The sequence below is a fragment of the Serratia nevei genome, from assembly GCF_037948395.1.
Classification (GTDB): domain Bacteria; phylum Pseudomonadota; class Gammaproteobacteria; order Enterobacterales; family Enterobacteriaceae; genus Serratia; species Serratia nevei.
Window position 1 is genome coordinate 4,968,145 of record NZ_CP149940.1, and the last position, 24,500, is coordinate 4,992,644.

A 24,500-nucleotide genomic window follows, 5' to 3' on the forward strand; every position below is an offset into this window, starting at 1 on the left:
TATATGCCGCGCGGGCTTCAGGCGTTGATCACATCCTGCACCGCCAGCTCGAACAGCGCCATGCCGGCCTCGATATCCTGCAGCTCCACCACCAGCGACGGCGCGAAGCGGATCACGTTCGGCCCGGCATTGAGGATCATCAACCCACGCGCGGCGGCGACGGTGAGGAAGTCGCGCGCCCTGCCGTGATAATGCGGCGTCAGCTCGGCGCCAATCAGCAGCCCCATGCCGCGAATCGCGGTGAAAATACCGTATTTATCGCCGATATGCTGCAAAGCCTGCACATACAGCGCATGACGCTGCTCAATGCCGCTCAGCACCTCCGGCGTATTGATCACGTCCAGCGCCGCCTCCGCCACCGCGCAGGCCAGCGGGTTGCCGCCGTAGGTGGTGCCGTGGGTGCCCACCTGCATCACCGACGCAATGTCTTCGGTGGTCAGCATGGCGCTGACCGGGAAACCGCCGCCCAGCGCCTTGGCGGTGGTGAGAATGTCCGGCGTCACGCCATAATGCATATAGGCGAACAGTTTGCCGCTGCGCCCCATGCCGCTTTGCACTTCGTCGAACACCAGCAGCGCCTGATGTTGGTCGCACAGCTCGCGCACGCCTTTGAGGAAGCCGGCGTCGACCGGCGTAATACCGCCCTCGCCCTGAATCGGCTCCATCACCACCGCGCAGGTGTGGTCGTCCATCACCGCCTTCACCGCCGCCAAATCGTTGAACGGCACGTGCACGATGTCGGCCGGCTTCGGCCCGAACCCGTCGGAGTATTTAGCCTGCCCGCCCACCGACACGGTGAATAGCGTGCGGCCGTGAAACGCGTTATAGAAAGCGATGATTTTAGTTTTGTACGGGCTGTGGCGGGTGATGGCGTAATGGCGCGCCAGTTTGAACGCCGCCTCGTTGGCCTCAGCGCCGGAGTTGGCGAAGAACACCCGATCGGCGAAGGTAGCGTCGATCAGTTTGCTTGCCAGGCGCAGCGCAGGCTCATTGGTGAAGACGTTGCTGGTATGCCACAGGGTTTCGCCCTGGCGTTTGAGCGCCTCGACCAGCGCCGGATGGCAGTGCCCCAGCGCCGTCACCGCGATGCCGCCGGAAAAATCGATGTACTCTTTTCCCTGCTGATCCCAGACCCGGCTGCCTTGGCCGCGCACCGGCACAAACTGGGCAGGCGCATAAACAGGCAGGATCACCTGGTCAAAGGTACTGCGGCTCACTGCGGATTTTTCAGTCATTTTCGGCTCCACCCTGAAAGTTTTTCAGCGCTATCGTAATGTCATATTGAAAACATAATCACGAAATATGCATAAAAAACCAATCAAGCGCAAACGCAAAACGCCTGGCGGGCGAAAAAAGCGCACCGGAATTAACGCTTGAGGAAATTATCCAACAGCTGGTGGCCCTGCTCGCTGAGCACGCTTTCCGGATGGAACTGCACGCCTTCCAACGCCAAAGTGCGGTGGCGGATGCCCATGATCTCGTCGCGCACGCCGTCGCGCTCGCTCCAGGCGGTCACTTCAAAACAGTCCGGCAGCGTATCGGCTTTCAGCACCAGCGAGTGATAGCGGGTCACGGTCAGCGGATCGCTCAGGCCACGAAACACGCCGACGCCCAGGTGACGAATCGCCGAGGTTTTGCCGTGCATCACCGCGCGGGCGCGCACCACCTCGGCGCCGAACGCCTGCCCCAGCGCCTGGTGCCCCAGGCACACGCCGAGGATCGGCAGCTTGCCGGCGAAATGACGAATGGCGGCCAGCGAGATACCCGCTTCGTTCGGGGTACAGGGGCCAGGGGAAATCACCAGATGCTGCGGCGCCAGCCGCTCGATATCGGCCAGCTGCAGCTCATCGTTGCGCTTCACCAGCACCTCGGCGCCCAATTCGCAGAAGTACTGGTAAAGGTTATAGGTAAAGGAGTCGTAGTTATCGATCAGCAGCAGCATGTTAGGTCCGGCAGAGAAAAATGCCGCCACAGTGTACTGATTTAACCCGCCGCTGCCGACGATAATTTCCGCTTACTTTTTACGGCCGCCGGTGATCGACCCCAGCACGCCGCGCAGGATCTGGCGGCCGAGATCGCGCGCCATGCTCTTGGCGGCGGTCTGGACGATGCCGTCGCGCTTGCCGCCGCGCGGGCCGGTGGAACCGAACAGCAGCTCGTTCAGGCCGTCCATCAGGCCGCCGCCCGCCTGCTGTTGTTGCTGTTGCGCCTGCGGTTGCTGCCCCTGCTGCGGGGTGCCGACGGTGGCGAAGCCGCCCGACGACAGCTTCTCGTAGGCGGATTCGCGGTCGATCATATCCTCATAGCGGCCATACAGCGGCGACTTGTTGATCGCGCTGTTCAGCCCTTCCGCACCGAGCATGCCCATTTTGGATTCCGGCGCGATCACCATCGCCCGCTCCACCACGTTAGGCCGGCCCTTCTCGTCGAGGAATGACACCAGCGCTTCGCCCACGCCCAGCTCGGTGATCGCCGTTTCGGCATCGAAGGCCGGATTGGCGCGCAGGGTTTGCGCCGCCGTCTTCACCGCCTTCTGATCGCGCGGAGTAAAGGCGCGCAGCGCATGCTGTACGCGGTTGCCCAGCTGGCCCAGCACGCTGTCCGGAATGTCCAGCGGGTTCTGGGTGACGAAGTAAATGCCGACGCCTTTGGAGCGGATCAAACGCACCACCTGTTCGATCTTGGTCAACAGCGCCGCCGGCGCATCGTTGAACAGCAGGTGCGCCTCATCGAAGAAGAACACCAGCTTCGGCTGTTCAGGGTCGCCCACTTCCGGCAGGTGCTCAAACAGCTCGGCCAGCAGCCACAGCAGGAATACCGAATACAGCTTCGGCTGATTGATCAGCTTGTCCGCCGCCAGCAGGTTGATCACGCCGTGACCGTTGGCGTCGGTTTTCATCAGATCGTTGATGTCCAGCATCGGCTCGCCGAAGAACTGGTTGGCGCCCTGCTCTTCCAGCGTCAGCAACCCACGCTGGATGGCGCCGATCGACGCGGCAGAGATATTGCCGTACTGGGTCTGGAATTGTTTGGCGTTGTCGCCGACGAACTGCACCATGGCGCGCAGGTCCTTCATGTCCAGCAACAGCAGCGCATTGTCATCGGCGATCTTGAACACCAACTGCAGCACGCCGCTTTGCACCTCGTTCAGATCCAACAGGCGCCCCAGCAACAGCGGCCCGAGATCGGAAATCGTGGCGCGGATCGGATGGCCCTTTTCGCCGTAAATATCCCACGGGATAATGGTGCAGGCCTGCGGCTGCCAGTCGGTGACGCCGATCGCCGCCAGGCGCGCCTGCAGTTTCTCGGAAGGCACGCCCTCGGCGCCGATGCCGGACAGATCGCCCTTCACGTCGGACAGGAACACCGGCACGCCGATGCGCGAGAACTGTTCGGCCATTTTCTGCAGCGTCACCGTCTTGCCGGTGCCGGTTGCCCCGGTGATCAGCCCGTGGCGGTTGGCCAACGCCGGCAAAATCACCAGATCCTGCTCCGGTTTTCCGTCTTTCATCGCTTTGGCGATAATCCGTGGTTCACTCATTTTCTGTTCCTTTGACGCTGACGCAGCGCGAAACGCGCCTGTTGATGCAATAAAGCTATAAGCGCCGCGTAACCCCGTCAAGGACAAACAAAAAGGGCGCCGTCGGGATGCCCATGATGCCTGTCTTTTCAGAATCCCCCTAAGACCTGCGTCACCCCCGCAGCCCCAGTTGCTCTTTCAGCGCCTTCAAATAGCGTCGGCTGACTGGCACCGGATCCCCGGCCGACATGATCATCTCCGCCGCACCGCCCTCTTCAAAGCGGATCTCGCGCACCTGCTCCAGGTTGACCAGATACTGCCGATGGCAGCGCACCAGCGGCGTACGGCTTTCCAGCGTGCGCAGCGTCAGCTCGGTGAAACACTCCATGCCGTCGCTGCGCACCACGAAGACCCCGCTCAGTTTGGAACGGATCGCCAGCACTTCGTCGAACCGCAGCAGATAGATGCGGCTGTGGCCGGTGCAGGGAATGTATTTCAGGTAACCGGCGCTCTCTTCCAGCGCCGCCACGTCCTGCGGTGCACTGCGCTGCCGCAGGCGTTGCAGCGTCTTGCTCAGCCGCTTCGGCTCCGCCGGCTTCAGCAGATAGTCGAAGGCATGCTCCTCGAACGCCTGCACCGCGTATTCGTCGTAGGCGGTCAGAAACACGATGTGCGGCATGCGGTTGGGATCCAGCATGCCGACCATTTCCAGCCCGCTGATGCGCGGCATCTGGATATCGAGAAACACCACGTCCGGCTGCAGCCGGTGGATCTGGCTGATGGCTTCGATGGCGTTGGCGCATTCGCCGATAATCGCGATCTCCGCCTCGGCCTCCAGCAGATGGCGCAGGTTATCGCGGGCGGAAGGTTCATCGTCAACAATCAGTGCGTTTAACATCAGGCGGCCCTCTCCATGGGGACATTGAGCGTAATGCGGGTGTAGGCGTCCGGCCGGCAATCCACCTGCACGCCATAGCCTTCGCCGTAGCGCACGCGAATGCGTTTATCCACCAGATTCATCCCCAGCCCGCTGCAGTTCGGTTTCGGCTGGAACAGCCCGGCGTTGTCCGTCACCTGCAGCAGCAGATGCTCGCCTTCGCAGCAGGCGCCGATTTCGATGCGACCCACGCCCAACAGATGCGAGGTGCCATGCTTGATGGCGTTTTCGACGATTGGCTGCAGCGAGAACGCCGGCAGCCGCACCGCCAACAGCGCCTCCGGCAGCGATACCGCGATCTCCAGCCGATCGGCGAAGCGCGCTTTCTCGATCTGCAGGTAGGCGTTCACGTGTTCAATCTCGTCCGCCAGGCTGACTTCGTCATCCGAGCGTTTGAGGTTTTTACGAAAGAAGGTCGAGAGGGACTGCACCAGATCGCAGGCGCGCTCGCCATCGCGGCGGATCACCGCCACCAGGGTATTCAAGGCATTGAACAGGAAATGCGGATTGACCTGCGCATGCAGCAGCTTGATCTCCGACTGCGCCAGCAGCTGCTTGTGGCGCTCGTACTGTCCGGCCATGATCTGCGCCGACAGCAGGCTGGCGATGCCTTCGCCCAGCGTACGGTTGATGGTGCTGAACAGCTGGCTTTTCGGTTCGTACAGTTTGATGGTGCCGATCACCCGCTGGTTTTCGCCGCGCAGCGGGATCACCAGCGTCGAACCCAGCTTGCAGGCCGGGTTGATCGAGCAGCAATAAGAGAGCTGATTACCGTCGGCGTACACCACCTCGTTGTTGTCGATGGCGCGATGCGAATGCACCGAGGCGATCGGCGTGCCCGGCAGGTGATGATCGTCGCCGATGCCGATAAACGCCAGCAGCTTGTCGCGATCGGTGATCGCCACCGCGCCGATGCCCAGCTCCTGATAGATCACCCGGGCGACCTTCATGCTGTTCTCCTGATCGAACCCCTGCCGCAGGATGCCCTCGGTGCGCTCGGCTATCTTCAGCGCCTTGGAAGAGAAGGCGCTGGTGTATTTTTCGAACATCGCGCGCCTATCCAGCAGGATTTGCATGAACATCGCCGCGCCGACGGTATTGGCGATCATCATCGGCAGCGCGATGTGCTCCACCAGCTGCAACGCTTCGTCGTAAGGGCGCGCCACCGCCAGGATGATCGCCATCTGCAGCACTTCCGCCACCAGCGCCACGCCGCCGACGAACAGCGGATTGAACAGCAGCTCGATGCGCCCCCGGCGCATGGCGATGCTGTGCACAATGCCGCCGACCAGGCCTTCCGACACCGTGGAAATCGCGCAGGCCACATCGGTCATGCCGCCGAGCGTATACCGGTGCAGGCCACCGGTCAGCCCGACCAGAAAGCCCACCGACGGCCCGCCCAGCAGCCCGCCCAGGACCGCGCCTATCGCGCGGGTGTTGGCGATCGAATCCTGAATGTGCAGCCCGAAATAGGTGCCCATGATGCAGAACACCGAGAAGATCACGTAGCACAGCAGCTTGTGCGGCAGGCGAATGGTCACCTGCATCAGCGGGATGAACAGCGGGGTTTTGCTCAGCAGATAGGCGATAACGAGATAGACGCACATCTGCTGCAGCAGCAACAGCACCTGGTTAAATTCATACATGGCAGCAACTCATCCAGAGACAACAAAGGGCGAACGCCGGATTTCCGGTCTGATTATTGTCTGCCGATTAGAGCATGGGGCGCAGGAGAAAACAGTGATGAAGGCAAGGCTTCGGGAGGAAGGAGCGGCCGACCCCGGCGGGATCGGCCAAAAAACTTACGGCAGTACCTTGGCCGACAGAATCACCACCGGTTTGGTCGGCACATTCTGGTAAGGACCGACGTTGCCGGTCGGCACCTGGGCAATTTTGTCCACCACGTCCATGCCTTTCACCACTTTGCCGAACACCGCGTAGCCGAAGTCACGCTGGCCGTGATCCAGGAAGGCGTTATCCGCCACGTTCAGGAAGAACTGGCTGGTGGCGCTGTCCTTGTCGGCGGTGCGCGCCATCGAGATGGTGCCGCGCAGGTTGCGCAAGCCGTTGTCGGCTTCGTTCTTGATCGGCGCCTTGGTGGATTTTTGCTGCATGTCAGCGGTGAAACCGCCGCCCTGGATCATAAAGCCCGGGATCACGCGGTGGAAGATGGTGTTGTTGTAGTACCCGCTGTTCACGTAGTCGACGAAGTTCTGGCTGGAAACCGGTGCCTTCTGGCTGTCGAGCGCCAACTCGATATTCCCCGCCGAGGTCGTCAGCATGACGTGGGTCTCACCGGCGGCGAGTGCGGCTGGCGCCACTGCGGTCAGGGAACACAGCGCGACGAAGGTCACTAAAGTACGTTTGAACATTAACGGGTCCTTTCTCTGAGAGACAAACAACGGAAAAGCGCTTTGATTCTAAAGAGCTGTATCGGCAAGTGCCAGCCATTTACCTATATTTACCCAATTACGGGACATATCCTAGGCGGCCCTGAATTTTGCTGCGGAAAGTATGGGCGCAGAAGACTTTTTTGCCAACCGCATCACGCATTTTTTGCCCCGCGCCACCCTGGGTCGGTTTTTGCGATCTGCCTCCCAGTTTGCACACGCATTGTCGTTACTCTATTTAAATGAGAGCGCTCTCATTATAAAAAGAACGGATACTGAAGCATCCCACGGCGGCGTCGCCGCGCAACCCCTGGAGAAATGACGTGAGTGAATTGATGACTGAAGTCAGCCCCGAGTTTGAAAGCACCATCATGGAACTGCTGGTGTTCTCCGGCAGCGCGCGCAGCAATGCGTTGATGGCGCTGCGGCAAGCGCGCGCCGGCGACTTCGCCGCCGCGGCCAAGCACATGGCCGAATCCAAAGAATGGGTGAAGAAGGCGCACCTGATCCAGACCGAGCTGATCGGCCTGGACGAAGGCTGCGGCAAGCTGGCGATCAACCTGATCACCGTGCATGCGCAGGACCATCTGATGAACGCCATGGTGATCCAGGATCTGGCCGACGACATGATCGAGCTCTATCGCCGTCAGTCGCAGACGGAGGGCCGCCCATGAGCACGCTCAAAATCGCCGTGATCGGCGGCGGCAGCAGCTACACCCCCGAACTGGTGGACGGGCTGATCCAGCGCATCGAGGAGCTGCCGGTCACCGAACTGGCACTGGTGGACGTCGAACCGGGCCGGCAAAAAGTGGAAACCATCGCCGCCCTGACCCGCCGCATGCTGGCGCGCCACGGGCTGGAGCAGGTGAAGGTCAGCGTGCACTTCGCGCTGGACGACGCCATTCGCGACGCTGCTTTCGTGCTGACCCAGTTCCGCGTCGGGCAACTGCCGGCACGCGCCGCCGATGAACGGCTGGGCCTGAAATATCAGCTGCTCGGCCAGGAGACCACCGGCGTCGGCGGCTTCGCCAAAGCGCTGCGCACCATCCCGGTGATGCTGGATATCGCTCGCCGGGTGGAAAAGCTGGCGCCCGACGCCTGGATCATCAACTTCACCAACCCGGCCGGCATCGTCACCGAGGCGGTGTCTCGCTTTACCAAAGCGAAGATCATCGGCCTGTGCAACGTGCCGATCAGCATGCATCACATGATCGCCAACATGCTGCAGGCGCCTTACGCCGACGTACAGCTGCAGTTCGCCGGCCTGAACCACATGGTCTGGGTGCATCAGGTCACGCACCTGGGGCGCGACGTCACCGCCAAGGTGATCGACATGCTGTGCGACGGTGCGGCGCTGACCATGAACAACATCAAGGAAGAGCCCTGGCAGCCGGACTTCCTGCGCGCGCTCGGCGCGATCCCCTGCCCGTACCACCGCTATTTTTACCAGACCCGCGAGATGCTGGCGGAAGAGATGGCCGCCGCCGGCGAGCGCGGCACCCGCGCCGAGCAGGTGATGCAGGTAGAAAAAGAGCTGTTCGAGCTGTATGCCGATCCGCAGTTAAACACGAAACCGGAGCAGCTCAGCTTCCGCGGCGGTTCTTTCTATTCCGAAGTTGCGCTGGAGCTGATTCGTGCTATCCATAATAATCTCGGCACGCAATTAGTGGTCAACACCGCAAACCGCGGCGCAATCCATGGCCTGCCGGACGATGCTGTGATAGAAATCAACTGTATCGTCGATGCTCAGGGCGCACACCCGCTGACCTTCGGCCCGCTGCCGGAGCCGATGCAGGCCCTGACGCAGCAGGTGAAAGCCTACGAACGTCTAACCATCGAAGCCGCGGTGCACGGCGATCGCCGCAGCGGGTTGCTGGCGCTGATCGCCAACCCGTTAGTGGGCAACGCCAACCTGGCGCAGCCGCTGCTGGACGAGGTGTTGACGATAAACGCGCCGTATTTGCCGCAGTTCAGGTAAGCGGCTATACGCAGCCAGACAGGGGTTCGGCGCGCCGAACCCATTTTTTTAGCCGTAATTCAGGAGTGGGACGATGGTGACACTGGAAGATGTCGCGGCGCTGGCGGGCGTTTCGCGCGCCACCGTATCGCGCGTGGTGAACGGCGACAGCAACGTCAAGGCGCCGACCCGCGAGAAGGTTGAACGCGCCGTCGCCCAGCTCGGTTATACCCCCAACCCGGCGGCCCGCGCGCTCGCCTCCAGCCACAGCAATACCCTCGGACTAGTCACCACGTCGTACCGCGGCGGCTTCTTCGGCGCGCTGATGGACTTCGTGCAGACCGAGGCCGAATCCCACGGCAAACAGCTGCTGGTGACCCAGGGCCGCAACAGCGCCGAAAACGAATGGCAGGCGATACAGCGGCTATTTAGCCTGCGCTGCGACGGCGTGATCCTGCACGTGCGTTTTCTCAGCGACGATCGGCTGCGCCAATTGGCGGCGGAACAACGTGATTTCGTGTTGCTCGATCGTCTGGTACCGGGGCTGGAAGCCCGCTGTGTCACCTTCGATCACCCGCTCGCCAGCCGCATGGCGACGCAGCAACTGCTCGATGCCGGGCACCGGCGCATCGCCTGCATCAGCGGCCCGCGTGAGCGCCCGTCGAGCCGCCTGCGGCTGCAGGGGTTTGAAGAGGCAATGCAGGCGGCGAATATCGAACCGGTGGCCTGCCTGGAGGGCGTCTACGATCTGGAAAGCGGTTACCGCTGCGCCGATCGACTGCTGCAGCAAGCCTCGCGGCCCAGCGCCATCTACTGCTGCAACGAAGAGATGGCGATCGGCGCGCTGCTGGCGATCAACGAGCACCGCCTGCGGGTACCGCAGGATATCTCCTTGATCTGCTACGACAGCGGCGAACGCGCGCCTTTCGTGCGCCCGGCGTTGAGCAGCGTCCATTTTCCCATCAGCGAGATGGCCCAATACGCGGCGCGCAGGCTGATCGACCCCGCCACCCCGGCGCACCGGTTTGAGCCGACGATAGTCAACCGTGATTCCATTGTGACGGCACGCAAATAGATCACAATAATGCGCATCACCCCTTCATGGGTTACATCAAAAAATCGACAGCCATCACAAAAAATCCCGTTGTCTGTGCTAGGATCCGCCCCCTGGTGGCCTGATCGGGACTTTTTTCTGCGTTTGTCAGGAAAAGCCAGCGGCCTTATGCCAGCTTTAAAACCTCTAACAGACATATTCAGGCCTATACAATGAATGACAGTAACCGCATACGGCTTACCTGGATCAGCTTCTTTTCGTACGCGCTGACCGGTGCTTTAGTGATCGTCACAGGGATGGTGATGGGAAACATTGCAGAGTACTTTAACCTGCCGGTTTCCAGCATGAGTAACACCTTTACTTTCCTCAACGCCGGTATTTTGATTTCGATCTTCCTCAATGCCTGGCTGATGGAAATCATCCCGCTGAAGCGTCAGCTGATCTTCGGCTTTGTCCTGATGGTGCTGGCAGTCGCAGGGCTGATGCTCGGCAAGAGCCTGACCATGTTCTCGCTGTGCATGTTTATCCTCGGCGTGGTTAGCGGTATCACCATGTCGATCGGCACCTTCCTGATCACCCACATGTATGCCGGCCGCCAGCGCGGTTCACGCCTGTTGTTCACCGACTCCTTCTTCAGCATGGCCGGGATGATCTTCCCGATCGTCGCCGCGATGCTGCTGGCCCGCCACATCGGCTGGTACTGGGTTTATGCCTGCATCGGCCTGCTGTACGTGGGGATCTTCGTGCTGACCCTGTGCTCCGAATTCCCGGTGCTGGGCAAGAAAGGCGCCGACGCCGGTCAGCCGGTCGAAAAAGAAAAATGGGGCATCGGCGTGCTGTTCCTGTCGATCGCCGCACTGTGCTACATCCTCGGCCAGCTGGGCTTCATTCAGTGGGTGCCTGAGTACGCCACCAAGTCGTTCAACATGGACATCGGCCAGGCCGGTAAGCTGGTGAGCGACTTCTGGACCTCTTACATGGTCGGCATGTGGGTGTTCAGCTTCATCCTGCGCTTCTTCGATCTGCAGCGCATCGTTACCGTGCTGGCCGCACTGGCTACCGGCGCGATGTACCTCTTCGTCAGCACCGACAACCCGGAGCACCTGGGCTACTACATCATGGCCCTGGGCTTCGTTTCCAGCGCCATCTACACCACGCTGATCACCCTCGGCTCGCTGCAGACCAAGGTCTCCTCACCGAAGCTGGTCAACTTTATCCTGACCTGCGGCACCATCGGCACCATGCTGACCTTCGTGGTCACCGGCCCGATCGTGGCGAAAGGCGGCGCGCACGCAGCGCTGACCACCGCCAACGGCCTGTACCTGGCGGTGTTCGTGATGTGTCTGCTGCTGGGCTTCGTAACCAAGCACCGCAGCCACGGTCACGTGACGCACTGATTTCTTTTTATTAAATGCACCAAGGGCGCCCGCAAGGCGCCCTTTTTTTGCGCCTTAGCGCCGAAAATCCACCGTCTCATCCTGCTGCAAATGCAGCATGGTTTCCGCCGGCCGCGTTTCGGCGATCACCGCTCCCTGGCGAATCGAATAACGCACCGGCGTCTGGCGGCGCACCGCGTCGAAGCCGCTTTCCGCCGGCAGGATCACCAGGTTGGCGCTGTTGCCGGCCGCCAGGCCGTAGTCGCTCAGGTTAAGGGTGCGCGCGCTGTGGTGGGTGATCAGCTTCAGCCCATCGTCGATCTGGCCATAGCCCATCAGCTGGCACACGTGCAGCCCCATATGCAGCACCTGCAGCATGTTGGCGGTGCCGAGCGGGTACCAGGGATCGAACACGTCGTCATGGCCGAAGCAGACGTTGATCTCTGCCTCCAGCATCTCCTTCACCCGCGTCACGCCGCGCCGTTTCGGGTAGCTGTCGAAACGTCCCTGCAGGTGAATGTTCACCAGCGGGTTGGCGACGAAGTTGATGCCGGACATTTTCAACAGGCGGAACAGCCGCGAGGCGTAAGCGCCGTTGTAAGAGTGCATCGCCGTGGTGTGGCTGGCGGTAACTTTCGCTCCCATCTCCAGCTTCAGCGCCAGCGCCGCCACGGTCTCGACGAAGCGCGATTGCTCGTCGTCGATTTCATCGCAGTGCACGTCCACCAGCCGATCGTATTTTTGCGCCAGCGCGAACGCCTTATGCAGCGACTCCACGCCGTATTCGCGGGTGAATTCGAAGTGCGGAATGGCACCCACCACGTCGGCCCCCAGCCGCAGCGCCTCTTCAAGCAGCGCTTCGCCATTAGGATAGGAAAGGATCCCCTCCTGCGGGAAGGCGACGATCTGCAGCGTCACCCAGGGCGCCACCTCCTGCTTCACCTCCAGCATGGCACGCAGCGCGGTCAGCGTGGGATCGGAAACGTCGACGTGGGTGCGCACATACTGCACGCCGTTGGCGATCTGCCACTTGAGCGTTTGCCAGGCGCGCTGTTTGACGTCTTCATGGGTCAGCAACGCTTTACGTTCGGCCCAGCGCTCAATGCCCTCGAACAGCGTGCCGGACTGGTTCCAGGCCGGCTGACCGGCGGTTTGCGTGGTATCCAGGTGAATATGCGGTTCGACGAACGCCGGCAACGCCAGCCCGCCCTGCGCATCCAACACGTCGCTGCGCCACTCCTGCCCTTCCGGCTGCGGCACCAGATGCGCGATGCGCCCCTGTTCGATCGCCAGTTGCCACAACCCTTCATGCCCGCTTAAACGCAGGTTGTCGATAAACTTCAATGGACGTTTCGCCACCCTTCACCTCTGCCGTTGCGCTGGTTTTCTTCATCATACTGGCAGCGGATCGCGCTGACAAAGTCGCCGTTGCCTACCTACCCCCTGCGTTTACTCCCTGCGGGGTAATTTGCATGCAAACTGACTCGCTTCAGCTAAAGGTGAATAAAATCCGCAACTTATCAAAAAACGTGAAAAATCATCCATATACCACGTTAGAGGTATATAAGGGTGTGATTGATTTGCATCAATAAATTGCCCATCGGGAGAGATAAGGTAAGCCTAGGAAACCAGAATTTTGAGGCAATAATGAGCAGAGTCAAACTTGCCGTCGTCGGCAATGGCATGGTCGGCCACCGGTTCATCGAAGATCTGTTGGATAAAGCAGACAAAGACCAATTCGAAATCACCGTATTTTGCGAAGAGCCACGCATCGCTTACGATCGCGTGCACCTTTCCTCCTACTTCTCGCACCACACCGCCGAAGAGCTGTCGCTGGTGCGCGAAGGCTTTTACGAAAAACACGGCGTGAAGGTGCTGGTCGGCGAGCGCGCCATCACCATCAATCGCGACGAGAAGGTGATCCACTCCAACACCGGCCGCACCGTCTATTACGACAAGCTGATCATGGCCACCGGCTCCTATCCGTGGATCCCGCCGATTAAAGGCTCGGATAGCCAGGACTGCTTCGTTTACCGCACCATCGAAGACCTGAACGCCATCGAAGCCTGCGCGCGCCGCAGCAAACGCGGTGCGGTAGTCGGCGGCGGACTGTTGGGGCTGGAAGCCGCCGGCGCGCTGAAAAGCCTGGGGGTGGAAACGCACGTGATCGAGTTCGCTCCGGTGCTGATGGCCGAACAGCTCGACCCGATGGGTGGTGACCAGCTGCGCCGCAAGATCGAGCGCATGGGCGTCAAGGTACACACCGGCAAAAATACCCAGGAGATCGTCAACGGCGGCGGCACGGCGCGCAAAACCATGCATTTCGCCGACGGTAGCCTGCTGGAAGTGGATTTCATCGTGTTCTCCACCGGCATCCGCGCCCAGGACAAGCTGGCGCGTCAGTGCGGGCTGGAGATTGGCCGCCGCGGCGGCATCGCCATCAACGACAGCTGCCAGACGTCGGATCCGGACGTGTACGCCATCGGTGAGTGCGCCGCCTGGCGCGATCGCACCTTCGGCCTGGTGGCGCCGGGGTACAAAATGGCGCAGGTGGCCGTCGATCACCTGCTGGGCCGCGAAAACGGCTTCCAGGGCGCCGACATGAGCGCCAAGCTGAAGCTGCTGGGCGTAGACGTCGGCGGCATCGGCGATGCCCACGGCCGCACCGAGGGCGCCCGCAGCTACGTTTATCTGGATGAAAGCAAAGAAGTCTACAAACGCATCGTGGTCAGCGCCGACAACAAAACCCTGCTCGGCGCGGTGCTGGTGGGCGACACCAGCGATTATGGCAACCTGCTGCAGCTGGCGTTGAACGACATCGAACTGCCGGAAAACCCGGACGGCCTGATCCTGCCGGCCCACGCGGGCAGCAAACCGGCCATCGGCGTGGATTCGCTGCCGGAAAGCGCGCAGATCTGCTCCTGCTTCGACGTCAGCAAAGGTGACATCATCCAGGCAGTCAACAAAGGCTGCCACACCGTAGCGGCGCTGAAGGCCGAAACCAAGGCCGGCACCGGCTGCGGCGGCTGCATCCCGCTGCTCACCCAAGTGCTGAACGCCGAGCTGAGCAAGCAAGGCATCGAGGTCAACCACCACCTGTGCGAACACTTCGCCTATTCGCGCCAGGAGCTGTTCCACCTGATCCGCGTCGAAGGCATCAAGTCGTTCGAGGCGCTGCTGGCCAAATACGGCAAAGGCTACGGCTGCGAAGTGTGTAAACCCACCGTCGGCTCGTTGCTGGCTTCTTGCTGGAACGAATACATCCTCAAGCCGCAGCATACGCCGCTGCAGGATACCAACGACAACTTCCTCGGCAATATCCAGAAAGACGGCACCTACTCGGTGATCCCACGCTCCGCCGGCGGCGAAATCACCCCGGACGGCCTGCTGGCCATTGGCCAGATCGCCAAGGAGTACAATCTCTACACCAAAATGACCGGCTCGCAGCGCATCGGCATGTTCGGCGCGCAGAAAGACGATCTGCCGGCCATCTGGCGCAAGCTGCTCGCCGCCGGCTTTGAAACCGGCCACGCGTATGCCAAGGCGCTGCGCATGGCGAAAACCTGCGTCGGCAGCACCTGGTGCCGCTATGGCGTCGGCGACAGCGTCGGCTTCGGCGTCACGCTGGAACATCGCTACAAAGGTATCCGCACCCCGCACAAAATGAAGTTCGGCGTCTCGGGCTGTACCCGTGAATGCGCCGAGGCACAGGGCAAGGACGTCGGCATCATCGCCACCGAGAACGGCTGGAACCTGTACGTCTGCGGCAACGGCGGCATGAAACCGCGCCACGCCGACCTGCTGGCCGCCGACCTCGATCGCGAGACGCTGGTGCGCTACCTCGACCGCTTCATGATGTTCTATATCCGCACCGCCGATAAGCTACAGCGCACCTCGGTGTGGCTGGAAAGCCTGGAAGGGGGCATCGATTACCTGCGCAAGGTGATCATCGACGACAAACTCGGCATCAACGACCAACTGGAAGCGGAGATCGCTCGCCTGCGCGATGCGGTGATTTGCGAGTGGAAAGAGACCGTCGAGCATCCGGAAACGCAGCTGCGCTTCGCCCACTTCATCAACAGCCCGCTGCGCGATCCGAATGTGCAGGTGGTGGCCGAACGCGACCAGCACCGCCCTGCGCGCCCGGACGAGCGCATTCCCGTCACCCTGATCGATACCGAGGAGAGCCACGCATGAGCCAGTGGATTACCGTTTGTCCCGTCGCCGACATTCTGCCCGGCACCGGCGTGTGCGCCCTGATCGGCGATCGGCAGGTGGCGGTGTTCCGCCCCTATGCCGACGAGCAGGTGTTCGCCATCAGCAATATCGACCCGTTCGCCCAGGCCAGCGTGCTGTCGCGCGGCCTCATCGCCGAGCATCAGGGCGAGTTGTGGGTCGCCAGCCCGCTGAAGAAACAGCATTTCCGCCTGTACGACGGCCACTGTCTGGAAGACGACAGCCGTTCCGTCGCCAGCTTCACCAGCCGGGTGGTCGACGGCATCGTGCAAGTCGCGGCATAACCTTTCGGGAGGCAACATGTTTACCGACACGATCAATAAATGCGCCGCCAACGCGGCGCGCATCGTCCGCCTGGCGAAGGAGAGCCCGCTCGGCTTCTGGATCAGCTCGGCGATGGCCGGCGCCTACGTCGGCCTCGGCATCATCCTGATCTTCACCCTCGGCAACCTGGTCGACCCAAGCGTGCGGCCGCTGGTGATGGGCGCCACCTTCGGCATCGCGCTGACGCTGGTGATCATCGCCGGTTCCGAGCTGTTCACCGGCCATACGATGTTCCTGACGCTCGGCGTCAAGGCCGGCACCATCCGCCAAAGCCAGATGTGGACGGTGCTGCCGCAAACCTGGCTCGGCAACCTGCTCGGCTCGGTGCTGGTGGCGCTGATGTATTACTACGGCGGCGGCAGCCTGCTGCCGGTGGATACCAGCCTGGTGCACAGCGCCGCGCTGGCGAAAACCACCGCGCCGGCCGAAGTCCTGTTCTTCAAGGGGGTGCTGTGCAACTGGCTGGTTTGCCTGGCTATTTGGATGGCGATCCGCGTTGAAGGCGCCGCCAAGTTCATCGCCATTTGGTGGTGCCTGCTGGCCTTTATTGCCTCGGGTTACGAACACTCCGTCGCCAACATGACGCTGTTCGCCCTCTCCTGGTTCGGCAACCACAGCGAGGCCTATACCCTCACCGGCATCGGCCACAACCTGCTGTGGGTGACGCTGGGCAATATCCTGTCCGGCTCGGTGCTGATGGGCCTGGGGTATTGGTACGCCACGCCGCTCGCCGAACGCCCGCAGGCGGCGAAAGCCGCTGCACGTCAGACCGCCTGAGTTTTCGGGGGCGCACTTCGCCCCCACACTGATTACCCCGAGGAGTGCCGATGGATTACCTGCCTATCTTCTGCCAACTGCAACATAAAGCCTGCCTGCTGGTGGGCGGCGGCGAGATCGCCGAACGCAAGGCGCGCCTGCTGCTGGACGCCGGCGCAGCGCTGACCGTCAACGCCGTGGACTTCACCCCGCAGTTCCGCCTGTGGGCGGAAGAAGGCCGGTTGACGCTGGCCGAAGGCGAATTCAGCCCGGCCCTGCTGGCGGAAAAATGGCTGGTGATCGCCGCCACCGACCGGCTGGAGGTCAACGCACTGGTGTATCAGTGCGCCAACCGGCAGCGGGTGTTCTGCAACGTGGTGGACGATCCGAAACGCGCCAGCTTTATCATGCCGTCAATCATCGATCGTTCGCCGATCATGGTGGCGGTGTCCTCCGGCGGCAAAGCGCCGGTGCTGGCGCGGCTGCTGCGCGAGAAGCTGGAAGCGATGCTGCCGCAGCACCTCGGCAAGCTGGCCCAGCTGGGCGGCTCGCTGCGGCAGCGGGTAAAACAACGCTTCAGCAGCCTCGGCGCGCGCCGTCGCTTCTGGGAACGGTTATTCGCCCACGATCGGCTGGCGCAGTCGCTGGCCAACGACGACGCCACGCTGGCCGAACGCCAGCTCGAGCAGCTGTTCAGCGAACAGCCGGAAGATCGCGGTGAAGTGGTGCTGGTGGGCGCCGGGCCGGGCGATGCCGGCTTGCTGACGCTGAAAGGGCTGCAGCAGATCCAGCAGGCCGACGTGGTGGTTTACGACCGGCTGGTCTCCGAAGAGATCATGACGCTGGTGCGCCGCGACGCCGAACGCATCTTCGTCGGCAAACGCGCCGGCCACCACTGCGTGCCGCAAGAGCAAATCAACCAAATCCTGCTGCAGCAGGCGCAGCAAGGCAAACGCGTGGTGCGCCTGAAGGGGGGAGATCCCTTTATCTTCGGCCGCGGCGGCGAAGAGCTGGAGACGCTGGCAGACGCCAACGTGCCGTTCTCGGTGGTGCCGGGCATCACCGCCGCCTCCGGCTGTTCCGCCTACAGCGGTATCCCGCTTACCCACCGCGACCATGCGCAGAGCGTGCGCCTGGTGACCGGCCACGCCAAGGCCGACGGCGGATTGGACTGGGCGACGCTGGCCGCCGGGCAACAGACGCTGGTGTTCTATATGGGGCTGTCGCAGGCGGCGGAGATCCAACGCCAGCTGATAGCGAATGGATTGGCGGCCACCACGCCGGTGGCGCTGGTAGAAAACGGCACTTCCTGCCACCAGCGGGTGATCGAAGGCGAACTCGGCCAACTGGGCGCCCTGTCACTGCAGGCCGCCAGCCCCAGTCTGATCATCGTCGGCAGCGTGGTCAGCCTGCGCAGCAAACTCAACTGGTTCGCCAGCGAGGTACCGCCTGCCGGCCTGGCGCAAATGGCGTGATACCGACATAAAAAAAGCGGCCCGTGGCCGCTTTTTTTATTTTCGCTGGCGTTACGCCTGCGGCGGTACGAAACCGACGGCCTGATAGACCTTCGCCAGGGTTTCCTGCGCGCGTGCGCGGGCCTTGGCGGCGCCGTCGCGCATCACCTGCTGCAGATAGGCTTCGTCGTTACGGAAGCGGTGATAGCGCTCCTGCAGCTCACCCAGCATGCCGGAGACGGCTTCCGCCACCGCGCCTTTCAGGTGGCCGTACATCTGGCCTTCGAACTCGGCTTCCAGCTGCGCGATGCTCTTGCCGGTCACGCCGGCGAGAATATCCAGCAGATTGGAGACGCCCGCCTTGTTGACCACGTCGTAACGCACGACAGGCGGCTCTTCCGAGTCGGTCATTGCGCGCTTAATCTTCTTGGTCACCGCTTTCGGATCTTCCAGCAGGCCGATCACGTTGTTGCGGTTATCGTCCGACTTGGACATCTTCTTGGTCGGTTCCTGCAGCGACATCACGCGCGCGCCGGATTTAGGAATAAACGGCTCCGGCACTTTGAACACGTCGCCGTACAGCGCGTTGAAACGCTGCCCTACGTCGCGGCTCAGTTCCAGGTGCTGCTTCTGGTCTTCGCCCACCGGCACCTGGTTGGTTTGATACAGCAGGATATCCGCCGCCATCAGCACCGGATAGCTGAACAGCCCGGCGTTGATGTTCTCCGCGTAGCGCGCGGATTTGTCTTTGAACTGCGTCATGCGGCTCAGTTCGCCGAAATAGGTGTAGCAGTTCAGCACCCAGCTCAGCTGCGTGTGCTCAGGCACGTGCGACTGCACGAAGATGGTGCTTTTTTCCGGATCGATGCCGCAGGCCAGGTACAGCGCCAGCGTATCCAGCGTGGCCTTGCGCAGTTTCTCGGCGTCCTGGCGCACGGTGATGGCATGCAGATCGACGATGCAGTAGATGCAGTCGTAGTCGTCCTGCATCTGCACCCACTGACGCAGCGCACCCATGTAGTTGCCGATGGTCAGTTCGCCGGACGGCTGCGCGCCGCTAAATACGATGGGCTTACTCATGTTTAAATTTCCTGATTCTCTAAAGATGACAGCCCAAGAGCGGGCAACAAATCGGCGAAGCGCTCCAACACCCGATCGGGGTGGCTCAGGGCTATCGATTCGCCGTAGTTATAACCGTAGGTAAAGCCGACGCTTGGGCAACCGGCGCCCTGCGCGGCTTGAATATCGTTGCGTGAATCGCCGACGAACAGCAGTTCATGCGCGCGCAGCCCAAGCTTGCCGAGCACCAGATACAACGGCGCCGGGTGCGGTTTCTTTTCCGTCACGTCGTCGCCGCCGATCACCAGCGAGAAATAGTCGCCAATGCCCAGCGCCGCCAGCAGCGGTGCCACGAACGGCGTCGGTTTGTTGGTCACCAGCGCCATCGGGTAGCCGTGCGCGGCCAGTCGGGCCAGCGTCTCTTGCACCTGCGGGAACAGGCGGCTACCGCTGTCGACGGTCTGCGCATAGAAATGGTCGAAGCGTTCACGCAGCCGGCCGCACTGTTCCGGCGTGCCTTCCGCTTCCGCCCAGCGCAGCGCGCGCTGCACCAGCACGTCGGCGCCGTTGCCGATCCAGGTGCCAACCCGCTCCTCACCCGCTTGCGGCAGGCCCGCTTCTTCCAGCGCCATATCGATGGCGGCCGCCAGGCCCGGCGCGCTGTCGACCAGCGTGCCGTCCAGATCGAAGGCCAATGCGCGGATCGCGCCGAAATCAGCCATGGGAAACCTTCGCCAACTCGCTGCGCATCTCGTCGATCACCTTGCGGTAGTCCGGCTGGCCAAAGATGGCGGAACCGGCGACGAACATATCGGCGCCCGCAGCGGCGATTTCGGCGATGTTATCCACCTTCACCCCGCCGTCGACTTCCAGGCGGATGTCGCGACCGCTGTCGTCGATCAGCTTGCGCACCTGGCGCAGCTTGTCCAGGGTGCCGTGGATGAACGACTGGCCGCCGAAGCCCGGGTTAACCGACATCAGCAGGATCACGTCGATTTTATCCATCACGTAGTCGAGATAGCTCAGCGGCGTGGCCGGGTTGAACACCAGGCCGGCTTTACAGCCGTGCTCTTTGATCAGCTGAATGGTGCGATCGACATGCTCGGAAGCTTCGGGGTGGAAAGAGATATAAGACGCGCCGGCCTTGGCGAAATCAGGCACGATGCGGTCCACCGGCTTGACCATCAGGTGCACGTCAATCGGCGCGGTAATGCCGTAGTTGCGCAGCGCTTCGCACACCATCGGACCGATGGTCAGATTGGGCACGTAGTGGTTGTCCATCACGTCGAAGTGCACCACGTCGCCGCCTGCGGCCAGCACGTTGGCGGTATCTTCACCTAACCGGGCAAAATCTGCCGACAGAATGGACGGGGCAATCAAAAACTTTTTCATCCGCTTCTCCAAACGTAGGGTCGAGTTGTTATGCGCCGGGGTGCCCCCGGCTTAGCGATACAGCGCCAAAAGCTCGTTCACTTTGCTGCGGCCGAGAATGTTGCGGCTGATCGTGCGGCGCGCTTTCACCACATACAGCGCAGCATTCTGGTACCAGTCGCGCGTCAGCTCGGTATCGTGATTGGAGATCAATACCGGTACCCGGCTCTCTACCGAGAGCTGATGCGCCAGTTGCGCCAGGCTCTGCTGATCGGCGATGCTGAAGCTGTTGGTGTGGTAAGCGGTGAAATTCGCCGTCGCCGACAGCGGCGCATAAGGCGGATCGCAATACACCACGGCGCCGGCCACGGCCTTCGCCATGGTATCGCGGTAATGCTCGCAGACAAAAGTGGCATTGCGCGATTTTTCGGCAAACCAGTAGAGCTCTTCTTCCGGGAAGTACGGTTTCTTGTAGCGGCCGAACGGTACGTTGAACTCGCCGCGCAGGTTATAGCGGCACAGGCCGTTATAACAGTGGCGGTTCAGGTACAGGAACAGCAGCGCCCGGCGGTAAGGCTCGGTGCTAGTATTGAACTCTTCTCGCAGCAGGTAAAACTGATCCGAGTTATTGAATTCATCGGCGAAAAGCGTGCGGGCATCGCGCACGAAGTCATCCGTGCGCAGCTTAACGATGTTATACAGGTTGATAAGATCGCTATTGATGTCGGCGAGAATGTAGGCGTCGTAATCCGTATTCAGGAAGACGGATCCCGCACCCACGAAGGGCTCGATTAAGCAGTCTCCCGCCGGCAGATGGCGACGAATCTCGTCTACCAGCGGGTATTTTCCACCAGCCCATTTTAAAAAAGCGCGGTTTTTCTTCATGCCGTCAATTAGCTACTTATACAATTCAGAGCGGCGGATTGTACTCTGTTTCAGACAGCACATCAGCGCACAAATTTAAATGATTTATTTTTTAAGATCTTGCTGTACCTGATGTACAGGTCGGACCCATGGTTTTTTTGCCTGTACATCCGCCGGCAACGAAGCAATGGCGCGCTTCGCTTCCGCGGAAGACGCGTAGTTGCCGCTTACCAGCACATACCACGGTTTGCCGTCACGCTTGGTGGCGTACACCAGGTAGTTCTGCAGCTTCTGCTGTTTGGCGTAGGCGTTCAGCGTATCGGAACGCGAAGCGCTGCTCAGCTGCAGCGTGTAATGGCTGCCCGGTGCAGACTGCAGCGAACTGCCGCTGCTGCTGACCGCTCCCGCTTTAGCGGTGGAAGACGGCTTGGCCGGCGGCGTATACACCGTAGTCGGCGATTTATGCTGCGTCGCGGTCGGTTTGGTGGCGGCGGTTTTCGCCGGCGTTTTATGCTGTTGCTGCGCGGTACCTTGCACAGGGCGAGTCGCCTCGCGCGCCGCGGCGCCGCTCATCACCGTCGCCGGTGCGGTCGGCAGCGTCGAGGCTGCGCCGGTCATGCCCTGGGTCGCGGCATCCACTTGCCCCTGCTGCTGCGACAGCGCATCCGCCATGTTGCCCGGCAGATCGACGCGCTGCTGCGCACCGCCCTGCTGAGGCTGAGTTTGCGCTTCGGTCGGCGTGCCTGAGATCGGCGGAACGCTGACGTTCTGCGGTTGCTGCGGCTGAGTCGCACTCACGCCGTTGTTGTCGTGGGTATCCGTCGTGCCGCCCGGCACGCCGTTGTTGGCGGTGGTCAGCGACGAAGAACCGGACAGGTTGATATCGCGAGCCGCGCCGTTTTGCGCGCCGCTCTCCTGAGCCGCCTCATGCTTGGTCGGCGCCTTCAAGGCGGAACCGATACCGATAATCAGCAGCAACAGCACCAAAATGCCGATGCCGATCATCAAATGCTGGCGCGAAACGGCGAAGCGCGGCGCGGCGGCCGGCTTGCGCGAACGCGTAGGACGACGATCGCTGCTATCAGGTCTGAGATCGTCTTCCGGTTTAAACTCGTCCATCTGAAACCCTCCAACTAGAGGCAAAAGCCCACCACCGTAGACCTACCGTGGCACGGGCAGATTAACCCGATGATGGCAAAGCGACACCCGTCGTGCTCTGCTCACTGTATTAATATAGATGCAAATGGCGGCTAAGCCACTGTTACTTGGTCCGATTTAATTACGCTGCTGCTCAGGCAGGCAGGCGGCGATCGACGCTAACACCAGTTCATGCCCTACGCCGCCGCGCACTTCGGCCGCACCGATCGCGGTCGGCAGCACCAGACGCAGTTCACCCGCCAGCACTTTCTTGTCGCGCAGCATGTGCGGCAGATAGGACTCCGGCGTCATTTCCTGCGGCCCGCAAACCGGCAACCCGGCGCGCAGCAGCAGCGTTTTGATGCGTTCGATATCTTCAACGGAGAACTGGCCGAGACGGTGCGCGGTTTCCGCCGCCATCACCATGCCCGCAGCCACCGCTTCGCCGTGCAGCCATACGCCGTAGCCCATTTCGGCTTCGATGGCGTGGCCGTAAGTATGGCCCAGATTCAGCAAGGCGCGCAGGCCGCTTTCGCGTTCGTCGGCAGCCACGACCTCGGCCTTCAGCTCGCAGCAGCGGCGGATACAGTAGGCCAACGCCTGCATATCCAACGCCATCAGCGCATCGATGTTGTTTTCCAGCCAGACGAAGAACTCGCGATCGAGGATGATCCCGTATTTGATGACTTCAGCCAGACCGGAAGAGAGTTCACGCGTCGGCAACGTTTTCAGGCAATCCAGATCAACCACCACCGAAGCGGGTTGATAGAAAGCGCCGATCATGTTTTTGCCGAGCGGGTGGTTGACGGCGGTCTTGCCGCCCACGGAAGAATCCACCTGCGACAACAGCGTGGTGGGAACCTGAATGAAGCGCACGCCGCGTTGATAGCACGCGGCGGCAAAGCCGGTCAGATCGCCGACAACGCCGCCACCGAGCGCGATCAGCGTCGTGTCGCGCCCGTGCGGTTTTTCCAGCAGCGCCGAAAACACCTGCTCCAACACCGCCAGAGATTTGTACTGCTCACCATCGGGAAGGATCACCTGATCCACCACGACGCCGCCCCGCTCCAGCACCTGCCGGACGCGCTCCAGATAGAGCGGCGCCAGGGTCTGGTTGGTGACCAACATCGCTTGCTCACCCGCCTTCAACGGCATAAAAGAAGCCGGATCGTTAAACAATCCGGCGGCGATGGTAATCGGGTAGCTGCGCTCCCCAAGCGTTACAGTAATTCTCTCCATGTCGCGCTCAGTTCTCTGTATGGTGCGGCGGTGGTTGATCCCCGCAGCGGCGGGGAACACAAATCAGTTTTCCGCATTGGCCGACGGCGAACGCGAAAATCGGCAATCAGTTGCTTTCCAGCATGTTGATGATCTGGTTAGCAACCACTTTAGCGCTCTGATCGTCGGTGCGGATGGTGACATCGGCAATCTCTTCATACAACGGATTGCGCTCTTTCGCCAAGGCTTCCAGCACTTCACGCGGCGGAGAATCGACCTGCAGCAGCGGGCGTTTTTTATCACGCTGGGTGCGAGCCAGCTGCTTCTCGATCGTGGTTTCCAGATAGACCACCACGCCGCGCGCGGACAGACGGTTGCGCGTTTCGCGCGACTTCACCGAACCGCCGCCGGTCGCCAACACAATCCCTTGTTTTTCCGTCAGTTCATTAATGACTTTTTCTTCACGATCGCGGAAACCTTCTTCCCCTTCCACGTCGAATACCCAGCCCACGTCAGCTCCGGTACGTCGCTCAATTTCTTGATCGGAGTCGAAGAACTCCATATTGAGTTGCTGAGCTAACTGACGGCCAATAGTGCTTTTGCCGGCACCCATAGGCCCAACCAGAAAGATATTGCGTTTCTCTGCCATGTTTTTCGGTATTACTAAGACAATTCGTTAATGTTAACCCGCCCCGCCAATCAAATCAGCGGCGGGACCTAAACTGAAACCTCATGAGCGATAGTGCGAGATCAGACGAAAAATTATCTCAACACTCTTGGTAGTTTGGCAACCGAATAAATCGCAATCCACGCCGCGGGAGGGAAACCATATGTTTTTAACGGCGTC

The 24,500-nt window shown here is 61.3% G+C and carries 22 protein-coding genes; 8 read left to right on the plus strand and 14 right to left on the minus strand.

What is annotated here, in order from left to right; genetic code table 11:
• Positions 1–17: 17 nt before the first annotated feature.
• From argD to ppiA, 6 genes are all read right to left on the minus strand, one after another.
• A complete protein-coding gene (gene argD / locus V8N38_RS23785) occupies positions 18–1,235 on the minus strand; it encodes a bifunctional acetylornithine/succinyldiaminopimelate transaminase (RefSeq protein ID WP_147840501.1) in 1,218 nt (405 codons plus the stop codon).
• 131 nt (positions 1,236–1,366) lie between these two features.
• Positions 1,367–1,942 carry an aminodeoxychorismate synthase component II gene (locus V8N38_RS23790; protein ID WP_049198366.1) on the minus strand — a complete coding sequence of 192 codons (576 nt, stop codon included), beginning with the start codon at positions 1,940–1,942 and terminating at the stop codon, positions 1,367–1,369.
• Positions 1,943–2,014: 72 nt separating this feature from the next.
• Positions 2,015–3,541, minus strand: coding sequence for a helicase HerA-like domain-containing protein (locus V8N38_RS23795; protein WP_033649312.1), 1,527 nt, complete (start codon positions 3,539–3,541; stop codon positions 2,015–2,017).
• A gap of 151 nt (positions 3,542–3,692) precedes the next feature.
• Positions 3,693–4,418 carry a two-component system response regulator BtsR gene (btsR, locus tag V8N38_RS23800; protein ID WP_047729698.1) on the minus strand — a complete coding sequence of 242 codons (726 nt, stop codon included), beginning with the start codon at positions 4,416–4,418 and terminating at the stop codon, positions 3,693–3,695.
• Positions 4,418–6,103 (minus strand): sensor histidine kinase, encoded by a 1,686-nt coding sequence (locus tag V8N38_RS23805; protein WP_033636285.1) that lies wholly within the window; start codon positions 6,101–6,103, stop codon positions 4,418–4,420. Before V8N38_RS23805 ends, btsR begins: the two co-directional genes overlap by 1 nt.
• 156 nt (positions 6,104–6,259) lie before the next feature.
• Positions 6,260–6,829: a peptidylprolyl isomerase A gene (gene ppiA / locus V8N38_RS23810; protein WP_038878108.1), complete on the minus strand. Its 570-nt coding sequence runs from the start codon at positions 6,827–6,829 to the stop codon at positions 6,260–6,262.
• A 353-nt stretch (positions 6,830–7,182) separates the two neighbouring features.
• Between ppiA and V8N38_RS23815 the strand changes: the two genes are divergently transcribed.
• The 4 genes from V8N38_RS23815 (at position 7,183) to tsgA (ending at position 11,255) form a co-directional block, all read left to right on the plus strand.
• On the plus strand, positions 7,183–7,521 hold the full coding sequence (locus tag V8N38_RS23815) for a PTS lactose/cellobiose transporter subunit IIA (protein WP_038878111.1): 339 nt from the start codon (positions 7,183–7,185) through the stop codon (positions 7,519–7,521).
• Positions 7,518–8,825 carry a 6-phospho-beta-glucosidase gene (locus V8N38_RS23820; protein WP_060424544.1) on the plus strand — a complete coding sequence of 436 codons (1,308 nt, stop codon included), beginning with the start codon at positions 7,518–7,520 and terminating at the stop codon, positions 8,823–8,825. The genes V8N38_RS23815 and V8N38_RS23820 overlap by 4 nt, the downstream gene beginning before the upstream one ends.
• A 73-nt stretch (positions 8,826–8,898) precedes the next feature.
• Positions 8,899–9,879: a LacI family DNA-binding transcriptional regulator gene (locus tag V8N38_RS23825; protein WP_147840502.1), complete on the plus strand. Its 981-nt coding sequence runs from the start codon at positions 8,899–8,901 to the stop codon at positions 9,877–9,879.
• Positions 9,880–10,070: 191 nt separating this feature from the next.
• Positions 10,071–11,255: an MFS transporter TsgA gene (gene tsgA / locus V8N38_RS23830; RefSeq protein WP_033636290.1), complete on the plus strand. Its 1,185-nt coding sequence runs from the start codon at positions 10,071–10,073 to the stop codon at positions 11,253–11,255.
• A 54-nt stretch (positions 11,256–11,309) separates the two neighbouring features.
• Here tsgA and V8N38_RS23835 read toward each other — a convergent pair whose 3' ends face one another.
• A complete protein-coding gene (locus V8N38_RS23835) occupies positions 11,310–12,578 on the minus strand; it encodes a cytosine deaminase (protein ID WP_194243149.1) in 1,269 nt (422 codons plus the stop codon).
• Positions 12,579–12,881: 303 nt separating this feature from the next.
• Between V8N38_RS23835 and nirB the strand changes: the two genes are divergently transcribed.
• Genes nirB through cysG form a run of 4 tightly spaced genes read left to right on the plus strand, consistent with a single transcriptional unit; the run spans position 12,882 to position 18,025 of the window.
• Positions 12,882–15,431, plus strand: a complete 2,550-nt coding sequence (nirB, locus tag V8N38_RS23840) for a nitrite reductase large subunit NirB (RefSeq protein ID WP_147840504.1) — start codon at positions 12,882–12,884, stop codon at positions 15,429–15,431.
• Entirely contained in the window at positions 15,428–15,754 is a 327-nt protein-coding gene (gene nirD / locus V8N38_RS23845) for a nitrite reductase small subunit NirD (RefSeq protein WP_038878129.1), read from the plus strand. Before nirB ends, nirD begins: the two co-directional genes overlap by 4 nt.
• A gap of 16 nt (positions 15,755–15,770) precedes the next feature.
• Positions 15,771–16,571 carry a nitrite transporter NirC gene (gene nirC, locus V8N38_RS23850; RefSeq protein ID WP_147840505.1) on the plus strand — a complete coding sequence of 267 codons (801 nt, stop codon included), beginning with the start codon at positions 15,771–15,773 and terminating at the stop codon, positions 16,569–16,571.
• A gap of 50 nt (positions 16,572–16,621) precedes the next feature.
• Positions 16,622–18,025, plus strand: coding sequence for a siroheme synthase CysG (gene cysG, locus V8N38_RS23855; protein ID WP_060424534.1), 1,404 nt, complete (start codon positions 16,622–16,624; stop codon positions 18,023–18,025).
• Between the two features lie 51 nt (positions 18,026–18,076).
• Here cysG and trpS read toward each other — a convergent pair whose 3' ends face one another.
• The 7 genes from trpS to aroK all read right to left on the minus strand — a co-directional run bounded on the left by trpS (position 18,077) and on the right by aroK (position 24,302).
• A complete protein-coding gene (trpS, locus tag V8N38_RS23860) occupies positions 18,077–19,084 on the minus strand; it encodes a tryptophan--tRNA ligase (RefSeq protein WP_025304534.1) in 1,008 nt (335 codons plus the stop codon).
• A 2-nt stretch (positions 19,085–19,086) separates the two neighbouring features.
• Complete coding sequence (locus tag V8N38_RS23865) at positions 19,087–19,785, minus strand: phosphoglycolate phosphatase (protein ID WP_060441382.1); 699 nt, start codon at positions 19,783–19,785, stop codon at positions 19,087–19,089.
• Entirely contained in the window at positions 19,778–20,455 is a 678-nt protein-coding gene (gene rpe, locus V8N38_RS23870) for a ribulose-phosphate 3-epimerase (protein ID WP_019456160.1), read from the minus strand. Before rpe ends, V8N38_RS23865 begins: the two co-directional genes overlap by 8 nt.
• A gap of 51 nt (positions 20,456–20,506) precedes the next feature.
• Positions 20,507–21,319, minus strand: a complete 813-nt coding sequence (gene dam, locus V8N38_RS23875; protein ID WP_038878140.1) for an adenine-specific DNA-methyltransferase — start codon at positions 21,317–21,319, stop codon at positions 20,507–20,509.
• An 84-nt stretch (positions 21,320–21,403) separates the two neighbouring features.
• The gene (locus V8N38_RS23880; protein WP_147840506.1) at positions 21,404–22,417 is read right to left on the minus strand and encodes an SPOR domain-containing protein; all 1,014 of its coding nucleotides are present in this window, start codon (positions 22,415–22,417) and stop codon (positions 21,404–21,406) included.
• A 156-nt stretch (positions 22,418–22,573) separates the two neighbouring features.
• Positions 22,574–23,674, minus strand: a complete 1,101-nt coding sequence (gene aroB, locus V8N38_RS23885) for a 3-dehydroquinate synthase (protein WP_060424528.1) — start codon at positions 23,672–23,674, stop codon at positions 22,574–22,576.
• A 106-nt stretch (positions 23,675–23,780) separates the two neighbouring features.
• Positions 23,781–24,302, minus strand: coding sequence for a shikimate kinase AroK (gene aroK, locus V8N38_RS23890; protein WP_004391482.1), 522 nt, complete (start codon positions 24,300–24,302; stop codon positions 23,781–23,783).
• Positions 24,303–24,500: the final 198 nt, after the last annotated feature.

What these genes read in the sequence shown, in the direction of transcription:
- nirB (WP_147840504.1), top strand. Translation starts at nt 12,882, where the DNA reads ATGAGCAGAGTCAAACTTGCCGTCGTCGGCAATGGCATGGTCGGCCAC.
- trpS (WP_025304534.1), bottom strand. Translation starts at nt 19,084, where the DNA reads ATGAGTAAGCCCATCGTATTTAGCGGCGCGCAGCCGTCCGGCGAACTG.
- rpe (WP_019456160.1), bottom strand. Translation starts at nt 20,455, where the DNA reads ATGAAAAAGTTTTTGATTGCCCCGTCCATTCTGTCGGCAGATTTTGCC.
- V8N38_RS23815 (WP_038878111.1), top strand. Translation starts at nt 7,183, where the DNA reads ATGACTGAAGTCAGCCCCGAGTTTGAAAGCACCATCATGGAACTGCTG.
- aroK (WP_004391482.1), bottom strand. Translation starts at nt 24,302, where the DNA reads ATGGCAGAGAAACGCAATATCTTTCTGGTTGGGCCTATGGGTGCCGGC.
- btsR (WP_047729698.1), bottom strand. Translation starts at nt 4,418, where the DNA reads ATGTTAAACGCACTGATTGTTGACGATGAACCTTCCGCCCGCGATAAC.
- V8N38_RS23805 (WP_033636285.1), bottom strand. Translation starts at nt 6,103, where the DNA reads ATGTATGAATTTAACCAGGTGCTGTTGCTGCTGCAGCAGATGTGCGTC.
- V8N38_RS23795 (WP_033649312.1), bottom strand. Translation starts at nt 3,541, where the DNA reads ATGAGTGAACCACGGATTATCGCCAAAGCGATGAAAGACGGAAAACCG.
- nirC (WP_147840505.1), top strand. Translation starts at nt 15,771, where the DNA reads ATGTTTACCGACACGATCAATAAATGCGCCGCCAACGCGGCGCGCATC.
- tsgA (WP_033636290.1), top strand. Translation starts at nt 10,071, where the DNA reads ATGAATGACAGTAACCGCATACGGCTTACCTGGATCAGCTTCTTTTCG.
- nirD (WP_038878129.1), top strand. Translation starts at nt 15,428, where the DNA reads ATGAGCCAGTGGATTACCGTTTGTCCCGTCGCCGACATTCTGCCCGGC.
- cysG (WP_060424534.1), top strand. Translation starts at nt 16,622, where the DNA reads ATGGATTACCTGCCTATCTTCTGCCAACTGCAACATAAAGCCTGCCTG.
- V8N38_RS23880 (WP_147840506.1), bottom strand. Translation starts at nt 22,417, where the DNA reads ATGGACGAGTTTAAACCGGAAGACGATCTCAGACCTGATAGCAGCGAT.
- V8N38_RS23825 (WP_147840502.1), top strand. Translation starts at nt 8,899, where the DNA reads ATGGTGACACTGGAAGATGTCGCGGCGCTGGCGGGCGTTTCGCGCGCC.
- ppiA (WP_038878108.1), bottom strand. Translation starts at nt 6,829, where the DNA reads ATGTTCAAACGTACTTTAGTGACCTTCGTCGCGCTGTGTTCCCTGACC.
- dam (WP_038878140.1), bottom strand. Translation starts at nt 21,319, where the DNA reads ATGAAGAAAAACCGCGCTTTTTTAAAATGGGCTGGTGGAAAATACCCG.
- V8N38_RS23790 (WP_049198366.1), bottom strand. Translation starts at nt 1,942, where the DNA reads ATGCTGCTGCTGATCGATAACTACGACTCCTTTACCTATAACCTTTAC.
- V8N38_RS23865 (WP_060441382.1), bottom strand. Translation starts at nt 19,785, where the DNA reads ATGGCTGATTTCGGCGCGATCCGCGCATTGGCCTTCGATCTGGACGGC.
- aroB (WP_060424528.1), bottom strand. Translation starts at nt 23,674, where the DNA reads ATGGAGAGAATTACTGTAACGCTTGGGGAGCGCAGCTACCCGATTACC.
- argD (WP_147840501.1), bottom strand. Translation starts at nt 1,235, where the DNA reads ATGACTGAAAAATCCGCAGTGAGCCGCAGTACCTTTGACCAGGTGATC.
- V8N38_RS23820 (WP_060424544.1), top strand. Translation starts at nt 7,518, where the DNA reads ATGAGCACGCTCAAAATCGCCGTGATCGGCGGCGGCAGCAGCTACACC.